This window comes from Niallia sp. Kr1, assembly GCF_050389805.1.
Classification (GTDB): Bacteria; Bacillota; Bacilli; order Bacillales; family Cytobacillaceae; genus Bacillus_BD.
Genome location: NZ_CP130945.1, coordinates 688970 through 704392, shown reverse-complemented (window position 1 = coordinate 704392; position 15423 = coordinate 688970). Strand labels below are relative to the sequence as shown.

The 15423-nt window shown below is 35.2% G+C and carries 9 protein-coding genes; 2 read left to right on the top strand and 7 right to left on the bottom strand.

Translation table 11 applies throughout. The annotated features are described in order from the left end of the window. Positions 1–30: 30 nt before the first annotated feature. The 7 genes from fabD to Q5760_RS03520 form a co-directional block, all read right to left on the bottom strand. Positions 31–1296: an ACP S-malonyltransferase gene (gene fabD, locus Q5760_RS03550; RefSeq protein WP_428910874.1), complete on the bottom strand. Its 1266-nt coding sequence runs from the start codon at positions 1294–1296 to the stop codon at positions 31–33. 10 nt (positions 1297–1306) lie between these two features. Beyond that, positions 1307–2800, bottom strand: a complete 1494-nt coding sequence (locus tag Q5760_RS03545; protein ID WP_428910873.1) for a non-ribosomal peptide synthetase — start codon at positions 2798–2800, stop codon at positions 1307–1309. Between the two features lie 53 nt (positions 2801–2853). Beyond that, entirely contained in the window at positions 2854–6891 is a 4038-nt protein-coding gene (locus Q5760_RS03540; RefSeq protein WP_428910872.1) for an amino acid adenylation domain-containing protein, read from the bottom strand. 229 nt (positions 6892–7120) lie between these two features. Then, positions 7121–7660 carry a DUF3156 family protein gene (locus Q5760_RS03535; protein WP_428910871.1) on the bottom strand — a complete coding sequence of 180 codons (540 nt, stop codon included), beginning with the start codon at positions 7658–7660 and terminating at the stop codon, positions 7121–7123. Then, on the bottom strand, positions 7660–9057 hold the full coding sequence (locus Q5760_RS03530; RefSeq protein ID WP_428910870.1) for an APC family permease: 1398 nt from the start codon (positions 9055–9057) through the stop codon (positions 7660–7662). Before Q5760_RS03530 ends, Q5760_RS03535 begins: the two co-directional genes overlap by 1 nt. Before the next feature lie 367 nt (positions 9058–9424). Next, the gene (locus tag Q5760_RS03525) at positions 9425–10810 is read right to left on the bottom strand and encodes a YjiH family protein (protein ID WP_428910869.1); all 1386 of its coding nucleotides are present in this window, start codon (positions 10808–10810) and stop codon (positions 9425–9427) included. A gap of 28 nt (positions 10811–10838) precedes the next feature. Next, positions 10839–12164 (bottom strand): aspartate aminotransferase family protein, encoded by a 1326-nt coding sequence (locus tag Q5760_RS03520; protein ID WP_428910868.1) that lies wholly within the window; start codon positions 12162–12164, stop codon positions 10839–10841. Between the two features lie 389 nt (positions 12165–12553). On the opposite strand from Q5760_RS03520, the gene Q5760_RS03515 reads away from it, so the two are divergent. Next, entirely contained in the window at positions 12554–13420 is an 867-nt protein-coding gene (locus Q5760_RS03515) for a LysR family transcriptional regulator (protein WP_428910867.1), read from the top strand. 196 nt (positions 13421–13616) lie between these two features. Beyond that, positions 13617–15317 carry a hypothetical protein gene (locus Q5760_RS03510; RefSeq protein WP_428910866.1) on the top strand — a complete coding sequence of 567 codons (1701 nt, stop codon included), beginning with the start codon at positions 13617–13619 and terminating at the stop codon, positions 15315–15317. Positions 15318–15423: the final 106 nt, after the last annotated feature.

Sequence of the window (15423 nt, the reverse complement as noted above, 5' to 3'; positions counted from 1 at the left end):
CTCACCTCCTAGAAAAAGAAAAAGAATGTATTAGATTACTTGTACTTGACGCTCTCTACTCACCTTAATTAATGTGTCATTTTCTAATTGTTTGTATCTCATTTCTCTTTCACTTTGTGGGGTTTCTTTATTATCAAAAATCATCTCAAGTAGCTGTATGCATTTAGACAGTTCCTCTACGGTTGGTTCTTCATTGCCAGCTTCATATTTATCATAAATTCTGCGAATTTCCTTATATGGAAGTACAACTCCTTTTTGATAAGCATCAGAGTTAAAGTTGCGATTTTGGGTACTAACAGCAATGCCGAGAATTCTTCCAATAAAGAACACTTTATTAAATAATTTTTTCTCATTGATTTCATCTAAGAAATGATCCTGATCTTCAGGAACATCAATACATTTCACTAAAACACTAGGCTTATTTAAACGATTAATCATGGATCCTAAAACGGAACCTGGTCCCATTTCAAGGAAATACGGTATCTCCTCTTGGTCAAGCATATAATCAACAGCTTTTGTCCATTGAATTGGAGCAGTGATTTGCTCTGTCAATAAATCCCTTAAACTATCCCCCTTTTGATAAGGAAGACCTGTTACACCGCAAATTACCTTATGTTTCATTTCATGAAAAGTATAGTTACTTAATTCTTCATAAAATGCTTCCGCAGCACTTTTCATATAAGGACTATGAAAAGGCACACTATTTCTTAATGGAATAACAATAGCACCTTTTGCTCTAAGCTCTTTTCCTGCTTCATCAATATCCTTTTTTAAACCTGAAATAACGGTTTGTTCTCTTGTGTTATAATTTGAAATAACGATATCTTTTCCGTTGCTTTGAAACTCATTACAGAAATTCTCTATTTCTTCGACCGTTAACCCTGATACAGCAGCCATTGCACCTTCTCCAATAACTCCGCTCACCTTTTGCATAAATTGTCCTCTTTTATGAACCATTTGAACCGCATCAGATAAGGTAATGGCTCCAGCTGCAGTTAACGCACTAAACTCCCCTAGAGAATGACCTGCTAAAATTTCTGGAACAAGATTTAATCGTTGTAAGTAAGTTCTGTAAAAAGCAAGGCTAGTAGTAAGAATCGCCGGCTGAACATTTTCTGTTCGTGAAAGTTGTTCTTTGTCCCCCTTAAAGATGATGTCGCTTAATGAATAACCTAGACTTTCATCTGCTTCTTGATAAACTAAGCGAGCCTCTTCAAAATTGTCATATAAAGTCTTTCCCATCCCGATATATTGTGCACCTTGTCCTGGCATTAAAATAGCTATTTTATTATTCATCAGTTTCCTCCTAGTTTTCTTGTGCTATGGCAGATGTTAAATTACGTAAACCAGTCATGATATTCCCAATCTTTTCTAGTTTAAATTTATGGCTATCATAATATAGTCTTATCACCGGATCCCTTTCATCCTCTGAAATGACTAAAATGAGATGATAGTACTGAGTTAAATTGATGATTTGTTTTTCATCTTTTGTCACAATCGTTCTAATCTGACGATGATTGAAAGTGTCATTACCAAAGGCTGCAAGAAGATTCTCATCTACTTTTTGATCATTATTTGATTTCATCTTTTGAACTTCTTTGGTAAACTCTATAATTTGTTCCGTTTTGGGGATAAATGGCACCTGGATGTCTTTCAAATAATAAGGATGATTTCTCTCCATATAAAATAGATTGATAGAACCTGAGTCTTTCATCATATCTAGTAGAAAAATATAAAAAGCAGTTATAACAGTTGAAAATTCCATTCCTCTATAGTGGGAATTCAATTCCTGATAGGAATTTTCATCTATCCAAAACTCTATTGATTTAAAATTGATTGATTGCTTTGGATACTCTAAAAACATATCCTTTTTCAAGGTAATCATAAGTTTGTTTACGACCGATTGATCCGCTAGATTATTTAAAAATTTAGCTAAGCCTTTGATCGTCGAATGGGTAAATAAATCACTAATCTTTATGTTTTTCCCGTATTTTTCTTTGAGATTTTGATAGACTTCTAACAGTAATAGAGAGTTTCCACCACATGAAAAGAAATCATCTTCAAGTCCAAAATCGTCACTATCCAATACACGTTTCCACAACAAATACAGATCTGACTCAGTATTCATACTCATATTTTTTTGCTCATCCTTACCATCTTTATATTGTTTCAATTGATTCATATCAATTTTCCCTCGATCATTTAGAGGAAAGTGATCTAATTGGATCAATTGACTAGGGATCATGTATGTTGGTAAAACATGATGTAAATAGTCTCGCATTTGTCTTCGATCTATACTTTCACTGATATAGTACAAGACTAATTTCTTTTTACCCTTTACTTCTTTGACTATTACAATCGCATCCTTTACTTCATCCTTTGCTTGTGCAATGGCTTCAATTTCTTTAAGCTCGATGCGATATCCATTGATTTTGTATTGTCGATCCTTCCTCCCTAGAAATTCAATATTCCCATCTGGGCGAATACGCCCCCAATCCCCTGTACAATAAAGCTTTTCACCTTGTTTATAAGGATGATCAATAAATTTTTCCTTTGTTAGAACTTCATTATTGATATAGCCAATTGCTAATCCATCACCACCTAAATGTATTTCTCCTTCCTCTCCCATTGGAACAGGATTTTTTTCTTCGTTCAAAATATATACCGTTGTATTATTAATGGGTTTTCCAATAGGAATAGTACCTTTTGGGTATGTTTCGATCTCATAGGTGATAGAAAAGGTTGTATTTTCTGTAGGTCCATAGCCATTGATGATCCTAACGTTTGGATTGTTCTCCATTAACAGGGCAACATGCTTTTCAGAAAGTGCATCTCCACCAATAAGTAAGTACGTTAATGGTTAAAAAGAGTGGGGTCTTGTTTAACCAATTGATTGAATAATGGTGCGGTTAACCACATAATTGTGATTTGATTTACACTAATTTTTTCTCTTAAAACCGCTGAATCTAAAATTTCCTTCTTATCGCTCAAATACAATGCTGCCCCATTTAATAACGCTCCCCAAATCTCAAATGTTGAGGCATCAAAAACAAAGGTGCTGGTCTGTAATAACCGATCCGTTGGAAGAATGTCAATGTAATTCGTATTTTTTACTAAGCGAATAATTCCTTTTTGCCTAATAAGAATCCCTTTTGGTTTACCTGTAGTTCCAGATGTATACATGATATATGCAGGTGTTTCTCCCGTAATCGATTCGTCACTCGTATCACTCAGTTCATTAATTTCGAATTCTCTAGAATCATTACAATTTACAATCACCATATCCTGGGAATCTTTTAAATGCTCTATCTCTTCGTCGATTATCAAGAACTTCGCCTTAGCATCTTCTAAAATATAATGAATTCTTTCCTCAGGATAATTTGGATCAATTGGAAGATATATGGCACCAATTTTGACAATAGCCAGCATAGAAACAATTTGTTCTACCTTATTTCCAATTAAGATCCCTATCACATCGTGTTTGCTGGCACCTTGTTCAATTAGTGCCTGCGACAACTGTCGCACCTTCCAATCCAATTGCTCATAAGTCCATGATTTACTGTGATATACTAGTATCTTTTTTTGCGAATTATGATTCATTTGTTCCTGAAATAGGTAGTATAAATTCTTCTCTTTCGGATAATCAACGCTTGTTCTATTTATTTCCTCCATTTGTATATCTAAACCTTTTGTAGTTATTGAAAACCATTCTTTTATAGGAGTACTTGGGTTTGTTAAGCCCATTTCTATGAATTTATTGAGTGTATACTTGATTTTATTTACTTGATTTTCCATCCATTCATTCATCCGGTATTGCAGTTTGAACCTAATTTGCCCCTCGCTTATCAATGCTGCCATCGAGATTGAAAATTTAGAAATACTAAAATCAATCGTACAAGGTTTTACTTCCATTTGATTATTCTGAATATAGAAACCTGACGAGTCATCATGTTGAACATCAAAAGTAATGTCAAACAAAGGATTTTCATTGGCTTTTCGACCATTATTTAATTTTTCTACTAACATTTCAAACGGATAATTTTGATTTTCAATGGCATCTAATAATACATTTTTCGTTTGTTGTAAAAGATCTTCAAAAGTATTGTTTTCTTCTACATTCAAATAAACGGGCATCACATTGACAAGCATACCGATTACATCCTTATATTCCATTCGGTTTCTTCCTGAAAATGGCACACCGATCCTTTGTTCGTTGTTACTTGTTAGTTTCATGATACTTACATAAAAACATGTGAACAAAAACATCATCTCCGTATATTCGTTTTTACGAAGATACTCTTTCATTTGTTTTACAATATTCCCATCAAGTACCCATTCTATTTCTTTTCCAATTGGTTCATGGTTCGCTTTCTTCTGGATTGGATATGAAGACAGCCACCGGCTTTCTTTCTGCTGCGTTAAATATTGTAACCAATATGACTCATGCTTTTTGAAATTATCGGACTTAAGGTACTTCTGCTGAAGTTCAGAAATATCCTTATACTGATACTCAACATCATGAATCGCTTTTCCTTCATATAAGCTAAAAAGTTCATTTATTAATAGATTGACAGAATAGCCATCAATTACGATATGATGCATGTCCATTAATAGGTAGTGCACATGATCACGAACACAAATAAGCGTGACATTTACTAAAATATCTTTTTCTAAATCAAATTGGGTTAAATTCTCTTTGATTAACTGTTCAATTTTAGACTCTTCACCTATTCGCTCTTTCATTTCTAAAGTCACATTTTCATGAATAATTTGATAGATTTGTTTATCTTGATAAAGAAAATTCGTACGTAATGCTTCGTGACGATCTAGCACTTTATTAATGGCTTCTAACAAAAATGATTTATTTAGCTCTCCCTCTAACTTTAGGATCAGTGGGATATTGTAATTTGTACCTACTTCACTAAATTTACTTGCTAGGAAAACCCGTTTTTGAGCTGAACTCGCAGGATATTTCGTTTTAGTAGTTGGTTTCTTAACGATTTGTTCTAATCTTTCTGATCGTTTGTAACCGATCAACTCTACTATTTTTTTCACAGTTGGATGGCTAAAGATTTCTCGCAACGAAATTTGTTTTTGATATTTCTTATTTATTTCATTAATGAGCAATGCAATTTTCAAAGAATCAAAACCCATTTCAAAAAGATTTGATTCCATTGAAATCTTCTCGCTTTGATTTCCAACTCTAGACACCATGTCAATAATCTCGTTTTCTAATCGACTTCCGTTTTTAAAAGCATCCTGGTCAACACGTTCTGTCAATGTATCGAGGATTTCTGTCTTTTCACGTAGCTTTTGCATGTCAATTTTCCCACGATCGTTTAAAGGAAATTGATTAAGCTGTATGATTTGGCTTGGAACCATGTATCTTGGTAATACATAATTCAAGTAATCCAGCATTTGTTTTCGATCTAAACTCTCACTGATATAGTACAAGGTGAGATGTTTCTTGTTTCCCTCTTCTTTTACAGTTATAACCGCATCCGTTATTGCTTCATTCTTTTTAGCAATGGTTTCAATTTCCTTTAATTCGACGCGGTATCCATTGATTTTAAACTGCCGGTCTTTTCTTTCCAGAAATTCAATATTTCCATCGCCCCGTACACGACCCCAATCACCAGTACAGTAGAGTTTCTCTCCTACCTTAAAAGGATGATCAATAAATTTTTCATTTGTTAAGCTTACATTATTGATGTAACCAACAGCTAATCCATCACCGCCCAAACAAATTTCTCCTTCTTCTCCTGGGGCTACAGGCCTTTTCTCTTCATCTAAAATATAGACTTCCGTATTATTAATAGGTTTCCCTATAGGAATAATCCCTTTTGGTGGTGAAGAAATCTCATAGGTAATGGAAAAGGTCGTATTTTCTGTAGGACCATACCCATTAATAACCTTGAGATTTGAATGGTAATCAAATAAACGTTGGATATGTTTCTCAGAAAGTGTGTCTCCACCTACGATTAAATAATGTAGTGTTCGAAATAAAGTTGGGTCTAGTTCAATTAACTGATTAAACAAGGGTGCTGTCATCCACATAGTGGTGATTTGATTTTTGTGTATTCTTTCTTTTAAGAGAACAGGATCTAAAATTTCTTCCTTATCACTTAAATACAACGTGGCGCCATTTAATAATGCGCCCCAAATCTCAAACGTAGAAGCATCAAAAACAAAGGTGCTCGTTTGTAAAAAGCGGTCAGTGGTGAGGATCTTGATGTAGTTAGGATTTTTAACTAAGCGAATGATTCCCTTTTGCCTTATTAAAATCCCTTTGGGCTTTCCTGTTGTACCTGACGTATACATAATATACGCCGGTGATTCTTTTGTAATTGAATAGTCGTCCTTCATGTCTGACAATGTGTAGGTATTCTTTTCGACCCTTAGACAATGAATGCTAGGAATGGTAGCGTGATATTTTACGTGTTCTTCGTCTTGATCGATAATGATTGCTTTTGCCTTCGCATGCTCTACCATAAATTCGATTCTATCTACAGGGTATTCTGGATCGATTGGTAAGTAAATAGCCCCTATTTTGACAATAGATAATATTGAAACGATTTGTTCCACTTTATGTCCTACTAAAATAGCTACAACGTCATTTTTGGTGATCCCTTGTTCCACAAGGGTTTGCGCTAACTTTTGCGCTTTCCAATCTAGTTGTTCATAGGTCCAACTTTCTTCATGATAGACTAATGCATTCTTATCTGGAAATTGATTCTTTTGTTCTCGAAATAAGCTGTAAAGATCGGTGTTCTTTGTATAATCAGGTTCCCTTTTAGCAAAATCTAAATCATTTTCTTTTTGTCTTGATTTTACCGCTTGATTAGAATGACTTATGTTCGTTAAGTTATTAATCCTTTCCAGATCGCTCAAAACTATAAAACCTCCTTAGAGATTATTATGTATTTATAGATAGCTATCCAAAACTATAGCCATTCGCAATTATCTACAAAAACCTTCAAATTATTCTATATTTACATTATAGGAATATAGTATGAAATAACGGTAAATCAATTAAGTTTTATTTGTAAATTCCGTAAATTGTCTATATCTAAGTGATTATAATGGATTTGACGGATAGTCTAATTTTTTTATCAATCACTTAACCTGAACCTTCAAATTTAGTAGTTTCCACTTCTAACAAATTAAGAATGCTTTTCATTTTTCTAATTTCTTCTTTTTTTAATCGAATATAATAGTGCATTGGCGGTACAAGAGTCCATACAAACGAACCAGGGATAAGTATGAAGGTCATACTTCCTCTTTTCTCTCCAATCTCAATCGTAACCTTTTCAAAATCCAAACTAGAGATTAAGTCAAGTAATGCTTGATTATTATTTAAATTCTTTAGAAACTGACGATTTACCCCATGGTCTTGTTTCCAACCCTTTTTCGAAAAATCTAGATTAATTTTCACACGATCCCTGTTATCTAAATTTGTTGAAAAATCATACCTAATGACTAATTTATAAATACGACTAAACCAACTTTTTTCACATTTATATTCAATGTTCCAATCCTTTCCATGTTCTTGACAATGGAATGACAAGTTTCGAATTCGAGAAACAGGTAAAGTAAAAGAATGAATAATCTCTTTAAATACATATCTTGCTCTTTGTTCAACATTTAAACCAAACCCCATTATAAAACACGTCTTTCTAGGGTTTCTGTTCCCATTTCATCATTAAAATCTGATGTAATTTGCTCCAAAGGAACTGGGGTAAACATACTTAATTTTTTTACTTTTAACCAAACCCAGGCATATAAAACAATAACAGCAATAATCGTTCCAGCTATACTATATATTTGTAATTTTTTTGTCGTTTCTGGTGTAATCGTCATAATCATATAGGCACATGCTATAATCCCAATGATTTGCGGCGCTGGATAAAAAGGTGTTTTAAAAGGACGTTTAGCTTTTGGATACCTCTTCCTTAAAATGATGACATCTAACTGAGTAATAATGTAAGACATTAGCCAAGTTACAGATGCAACAGAAATTAATGTCGTAATTAATTCAATATTGATGCTTAAAAGAAATGGTATGCACAATAGAGCAAAAACAAATAGAATGCCTGCCCATGGCGTACGAAATTTAGGATGCAAATAAGTAAATATCTTTGGCAACAATCCTTCTCGTCCTAATCCATAAAGCATCCGTGGTACAGCCGCTAAATGAGAATTAATCGAACTCGCACTTGCAATGATCGTTATTAACACCATTAAAATTAATCCTATTTCACCAAACATAGCGGTTGCCCCTTCAACCTGTGGCGACTCTACCTGAGAAAGAGTGTCAAGTGGTACGTAGCGAGTGATCGCAAGACCGAAAAGAGCATCCGCAACAAAAATCGTTAACAAGCCAAAAATCATCGCTTTTGGAATGTTTTTGGAAGGATTTTTTATTTCCTCAGCCATCGGAGCTACATACTCAATTCCGATAAATAGCCATATTCCCAAAGCAATACTTTGAAAAACAAAGCTCCAACCATTTGGATTAAATACTGTATCTACCGTTTCATTAATCGTCCCGATTTCGAATAATCCGAATAACCCCATCACTGTTGTCATCACCATTAAACTGCATGTTACGATAATTTGAACAGCACTAAATACATGTATTCCTATTAAATTAATGATTAAAAATAAAATGAGGAGCCCAATTGCGGCAATAGTCCCATTAAAATTTGGAAATAATATTTCTGTTGCTAAACCTGCAGTAATCGATTCTAATGCGCCTGCAGAAGATACTAAAACCATATACCCTGATAAAACAACCACAATCGCCATAAACCTTCCCATTGCAACCAAGGTATAATCTCCAACCATTCCCGCTCCAGGAATAAATGAGGAGAGTTCTGCATATGAAAACGAAACCAACATACTAACGATCATAGCTATAAATGCGGCAACTACAAAGACTGGTCCTACTAGTCCCATGCTGTTTCCTAAGGAGACCATTGTTGTCCCGGCCACAACTAGACCAGTAGCTGTTGAGAATGCCCCCCAAAATCCCATGCTTCTATTAAATTTTGACATTTCATCCTTCCTTTCTTTCAAGAATTTTTAAATTTTACAGTACTTTTATCATGCGTAAACTTTCCCGTTTATCGGTTTTCCAAAATCAAGAATAGCACTTATTGACTGGAATAACTTGCAAAATTCGACACTTTTACTTAATATTTAAAATCTTACAATCACTTTACAATTTTTACACAAATTTAAATTATCTAAAAAAAACGTCGGTTTAGAGTTGAGTCAACAAAAAAAATAGAATGGTATACCATTCTAAACATATTCTTACAAAAAAAAAGGAGAATCTATATTCAGACGAATAGTAGATTCTCCTAAAGTGAAGAGGCAGGGTCATTTGTCACTTCATATTTAACCTGTCCTATTTCTTCAATTAAAAAACAAATAAATGTGCAATAACCACGATTACAGGTAAAGTGATAATTGTTCTTTGTAAGAAAATAATCACCAATTCTAAGAAGTTTAACGGGATATTTGAACGAAGGATCAAAATCCCAACCTCAGACATGTAGATTAATTGGGTCAAAGAGAGCGCCGCAACAACAAAACGGGTTAATTCACTTTCAATGCCACTTCCAATTACTGACGGTAAAAACATATCCGCAAATCCAATTAGAACCGTTTTCGATGCAGCCGCGGCTTCCGGCAATTGCATCCATTCTAATATAGGCACAAACGGGTAAGAAATAATTTGGAAGATTGATGTGTATTCAGCAATAATTAATGCAGCTGCCCCTAAACTCATCACAAGCGGGATTAATCCTAACCAAATATCCAAAACCGTTTCGACTCCATTTTTAAACAACTTACCTGCATTAGGGGCTGTCTTTGCCTTTTTAAGGGCCTGTTCCCATCCCCACTGTAAATTAGAAACCCCTTCTGGGATCGTTTCATCAATCTTTTGTCCTACCGGCTCATAATACGTATCCGGTTTCCTTGATAGTGGTGGTATTCTCGGCATGATGATGGCTGCTACAACACAAGCAACCGATACTGTTAAGTAAAAAGGAATAAACAAATGCCCGAGTCCAACTACATTGGCTACTACCAAGCTGAAGGCAATTGAAGCGATTGAAAAAGTCGTAGCAATAACTGCTGCTTCTCTTTTTGTATAATAACCTTCATCATATTGTTTTGTTGTTACAAGCACACCAACTGGGCCTGCTCCCATCCATGAAGCTAAACAGTCAATAGAAGAACGTCCAGGTAACTTAAACAATGGTCGCATGATCTTTTGAACCAATGCACCAATAAATTCCATTAAGCCAAACTCTACTAATAATGGGAGTAGAATTCCTGCAAAGAGAAACCAAGTTAGTAAAACTGGAGCTAAATCATAGAGAACCACTCCACCTGTATTTCTTGACCAAATAAATTCCGGACCTACCTCAAGAATAGTCATAATCCCTACTGCAAACCCGATTACTCGTGCTGAAATGCCCCAAATTCCAACATTGAATAACCCTTTTAGAAATTTATTTTCCATAATAAAATGTGGCTTTACTAATTTTGTTAAAATAGACACACCTACAGATAATCCTAATATAAAAACGATAAAAGCAGGAATATGTTCACTAAATACATTCTTTAAAAGGGAAGCGAAAATACCTACCCCTATTGTTACTTCTCCATTAAACTTAACAGGTGTTAAAAATAATAGTACCCCGATTAAAGAGGGAATAATAAATTTTAAATAACCTGATGAACTCGACGATACGTCTTCCTGCCCAACTTCTACCTCTATTTTTGCTTCTGCCATTGTTTTTCCCTCCTTTTATAAATCTTTTCTAGACACTCGCAGACTCTAGCAATCCTAATTCAATTTCATATTCCGTAATGGCTTCTTCAAGCAAGCCTATTCCCAAATCCAAATGTTCTTGATCGACTGTTAAAGGGGGCATCATGCGGATAACCTCGCCTTTATTGCCGCTTAAATACAAGATAAGTCCCTTTTCAAGACACTTCTCAAGAATATTCATTAATCCTTCCCCATTCGGTTCCCCTGTTTGCGGCTGGATGATTTCAATTCCTAGCATCAACCCAATTCCACGGACAGTGCCAATAACCTGGTGTTTATCTTTTACTTCTTTTAGTTTAGTTAAGGCATACTCACCCAAATCTCGAGCATTCTCAACTAAGCCTTCTTCTTTTAACACATCAATGGTTGCACATGCAGCTGCACAGGCAATGGGATTTCCTCCAAACGTTGTACTATGGCTGCCCACTGTCCATTGCTCCATCAATTCTTTTGATGCAACTGTTGCACTAAGAGGCAGTCCGCTCGCAATCCCTTTGGCGATCGCCATAATATCAGGATGTACACCAAATCGAGTTGCCGCAAACCAGTCACCCGTACGTCCAAAACCTGTTTGCACTTCATCATAGATTAATAAAATACCATGCTGATCACAGATTTCACGAATCTTTTGTAACCAAGCTTTTGGTGGAACAACATAACCACCTTCTCCAAGAACAGGCTCTAATATAACGGCCGCCACTTCATCTGGGGACACTTGGTGATTAAATAAAAGTTCGAAGTCCTTTTCAACATGTTCTGCCCAATAATCTTCAGGATCCATTCCTTCAGGTGTTTCATGAACCCGTGCATATGGAAGCTGATATGTCATCCCTGCCCCAACTGGCAGGCTTCTTCTATATTTACTTTTAGAAGTCGTTAAACTTAAGGCTCCCATCGTTCTTCCATGGAAACCACCAAGAAAGGAAACGACATAATTTCTCTTTGTAACATGGCGCGCTAGCTTCACAGCCCCTTCAATGGCCTCCGCCCCGCTGTTTCCAAAGAAAAAACAATTTAATGATTCCGGTAAAATGGTTCTTAGTTTTTTCGCTAATTCCAAAATAGATTCATAGTTGATAATCCCAATCGGACCATGAACGAGCTTGTCCACTTGTTCTTTAATTGCTTCCACTACTCTTGGGTGGCGATGCCCCGTATTTTCAGTGGCAATTCCTGATGTAAAATCTAAATATTTTTTTCCATCGATCCCTATATAATAAAGCCCCTCCGACTTCACAACTGGCAGATTCGGAAAATCTTTAGCCATGGTCGGTGCAAGCAAACCTTCTTCATTAATCGTATTCCAATCGATCATTTCTACCTCTCCTACTCATTACTCTGAATAAATATGAAATGATTATTCCATACGATGTATATTTAATCAAATTCAATCCATAAGTAATTTTAATAGTAAAAAGGAGGATTTCGTATTGTTAATTCCCAATATTTGGCTAATAAAACACTAGTAGATAGGAAACATACTCAAAACAAAGACAAATACCAATAAACACGTTTACTGAACTATTAAAAGAATTTATGCATCATTATGGATTTGTTTGTATATTTATTAGATAGGATTTCCACCTATTACCAAAACCAATATATCAAGAAGACGTATGTTGTTTATGCTATAATAATTTTATTTCTGAAGGAATCACGTCTATTCACTTTTAGGTTGGACGTTATTAGAAGGAAGTTGACGCTATGGAATTACGTAATTTGAAAACCTTTAAAGTGGTTGCAGAGGAATTGAATTTGACGAAGGCAGCGAAATCTTTAGGCTATACCCAACCTACCCTCACCTTGCAAATTCAAGCTCTCGAAAAAGAGCTGAATCATACACTTTTAACGAGAATTGGAAAAAAGACGTTGTTAACGACTGCTGGAAAAAGACTCAAGATTCACGTGGACCAACTTTTTTCTCTTATTGAGGAAATGGAAAGAGATATGGAAGAATTACATGGACCTTCAGGAGTTTTAACTATTGCGGCCTCTGAGTATTATTGTTCACAGCAGTTGTCCCCCATGATTAAATCCTATATGGATATGTACCCGGAAGTGCGAGTAAATCTATTACCACTGAACAGTATGCATGGGATTCAAAGTGTGAAGGATCATGTAGCGGACATTGCGATTATAGCAAGTGACTGCCATGAAGTGGATATGAAACAGACCTTTTTAGAGGAAGAAAAGACACTTCTTGTCGTTTCATCTGAGATTAGTAAAAACAAATCATTAGAAGAAGTTTTTCTCCAATATCCATTTATCTCCTACGACAAGGACTGCAGTTTCAGTAATATTATTGACCGCTATTTTAAAAGTAACGATCTTCAACCCCAATCCATGATTGTCGTTGGCGGCAGTGACGAAACGATAAAAAGAGCTGTCTTAAACGGCACTGGATATGCCATTTTAGGGGAAAATATAATTAAAAATGAACTAGATAATGGGTCTATCACTGTTCTTCAACCCGTATCCGAATCGATCATCACATCCATGATCAATTTAAAAGTCCGTTCCGCAGAGCCCAATATTCAAACAATTACCGAATTTATTCAAGGAGCTTGGTGACAGTTCCGCAACACACAGGCACCTTCCAGTTTTTGGAAGGTGCCTGTCACTTTATATTTGGAAAATAAGACTAAAAAGCGTTCACGGATTTCGTATTTAAAGATCTTATTAAGAATCAGTAAACTCAATATTACGAATAATAAAATTATACTATTATAGATATAGTTCTTAAGTAATATGGGAGGTTACTGCTAAATTGTTTAAAAGGTTATTCATCTTATTGTTAGTTGTTCATTTAGTCATTTTTGGAGGAATACCAGCTAGTGCACAAACAGAGATCAAAATAGAAGATAAACAAGTTGATATTCAAGAAGAAAACCAACAGATGGATGTCATTGTAGATCAGAAACAACAGATTGATATAGGCGAAGAGTCGGATAACATTATTCAAAATCAGGAAGTAACTGGAGAACAGGAGCAAACAGCATCTAATCAAAAAAATGAGCCTAACTCTACCAACATAGAACAGTCCGTGGAGGTCCATGCAGAACAATCACAATCTGGAGCTAGTGCCGAGAAGATTGATGCGGAACAAGAACAAACTATATTAGTAGAATATAGTCAATCTCCTAATAAGGAACAGGGAAACGAACAAAACCAGGAAAGCTCCATTAAAACAAATCAACATCAATCTATTTATTCTAATCATGAAACGGATGCTGTTAAACAGTCTATGAAAACTGAAATTAAGTCACACCAAAAGGTTGAAACAAACTTAGATGAGAGTCAAAGTAAGAATAGGCATGGAGTAAATATTAAAAGTAACCTAGAACAAAATTCGGAAACAAGCGGTGATGCAGAGGTTCATCAAAAACAAAGGATTGAGGCAGTTACAGATAATGGAGAATTGGAAGAAGAAAAAGTAAGGATCAAAGCAATCGCTGAGAATGGGATAAATATTGTCAAAAAGGTATCTCATTTTGTCGTTACAATTTTCCAATCGATTATCGTCAACGACGAAGAAATAGATACACATGAAGAAGAATACATCCTTGAATCTCAACTCCCGGTCCAAAAATCACAAGAATATCGAAAAGAATTTGATTGGGGAATTCTTTCGATATTAAATAATGTAACGGTTCATCCATCAGTAGAACAAGGTTTACAAACGACTCTGAAAAGTAACATTGAACTAGATCACTTTATAGAAGATAGTAGACAATCCAATGATGTTGAAGAGCCAATTGCTGAAGAGCCACCAGCGCCTGATATAGAAAGCCCTACAATGGATAACCCAGAAACAAAAGATCCGAATCATCCTAGCGAAATAAAGCCTGAAAAAGAAGTTTCTCAAAACCCTATACTGGGAGAATCCAGAAGTCCCAACAACGGAGTGGACTATAAAGGAAATCGAGTTCCTATTCAAAAGAAAGTTCTTAAAGAACCAAGAAAAATCGGAAAGCCAGTAAACGCAAATAGAAAACAGCAGAACGCTCAAACTAGCTTAATCCAATTTTTCATCGACCGTGATAATGACGGGGTACCAAATCATCTAGAAATAAACAAATTTAAAACTGATCCATTTAAAGAAGATACAGATGATGATGGATTGTCTGATGAATTTGAAATCAAGTATCATTCCCCTACAAGTTTTTATTTTACATTTGAATGTATGGAATATGATTGGATAGATTTTATTCCACCATCCGACCAAGAGACTGTAGTAGTTGAGGATGTTGAGGATTGGAAGAAAATGAGATTAAGTCCATTGCATCATGATGGAGATCATAATAAAATCATCGATGAACTCGAGGATTATGATGGTGATGGAATCTCTAATAGAGAGGAACAATCGCTCGGAACAAACCCTTATATCCATAATGAAACCGGAGGGTATGTTGGTCCAACAGGACTAGAGTTAGCTGAAATTATAGAACAGGCACAAAAGGGTTGTTAATCGTTTAAAAGCCAGAACAGAATGATCCTCTAAAGATACTTAGAAGTTCATTCTGTTCTTTTTTCTATAGAAAAATCCACTGATAAATATATTCAAAAGACAATAG

Coding starts and splice junctions, on each gene's coding strand:
- fabD (WP_428910874.1), bottom strand. CDS start 1,296: ATGAATAATAAAATAGCTATTTTAATGCCAGGACAAGGTGCACAATAT.
- Q5760_RS03525 (WP_428910869.1), bottom strand. CDS start 10,810: ATGGCAGAAGCAAAAATAGAGGTAGAAGTTGGGCAGGAAGACGTATCG.
- Q5760_RS03520 (WP_428910868.1), bottom strand. CDS start 12,164: ATGATCGATTGGAATACGATTAATGAAGAAGGTTTGCTTGCACCGACC.
- Q5760_RS03545 (WP_428910873.1), bottom strand. CDS start 2,800: ATGGAGAACAATCCAAACGTTAGGATCATCAATGGCTATGGACCTACA.
- Q5760_RS03535 (WP_428910871.1), bottom strand. CDS start 7,660: ATGGGGTTTGGTTTAAATGTTGAACAAAGAGCAAGATATGTATTTAAA.
- Q5760_RS03530 (WP_428910870.1), bottom strand. CDS start 9,057: ATGTCAAAATTTAATAGAAGCATGGGATTTTGGGGGGCATTCTCAACA.
- Q5760_RS03515 (WP_428910867.1), top strand. CDS start 12,554: ATGGAATTACGTAATTTGAAAACCTTTAAAGTGGTTGCAGAGGAATTG.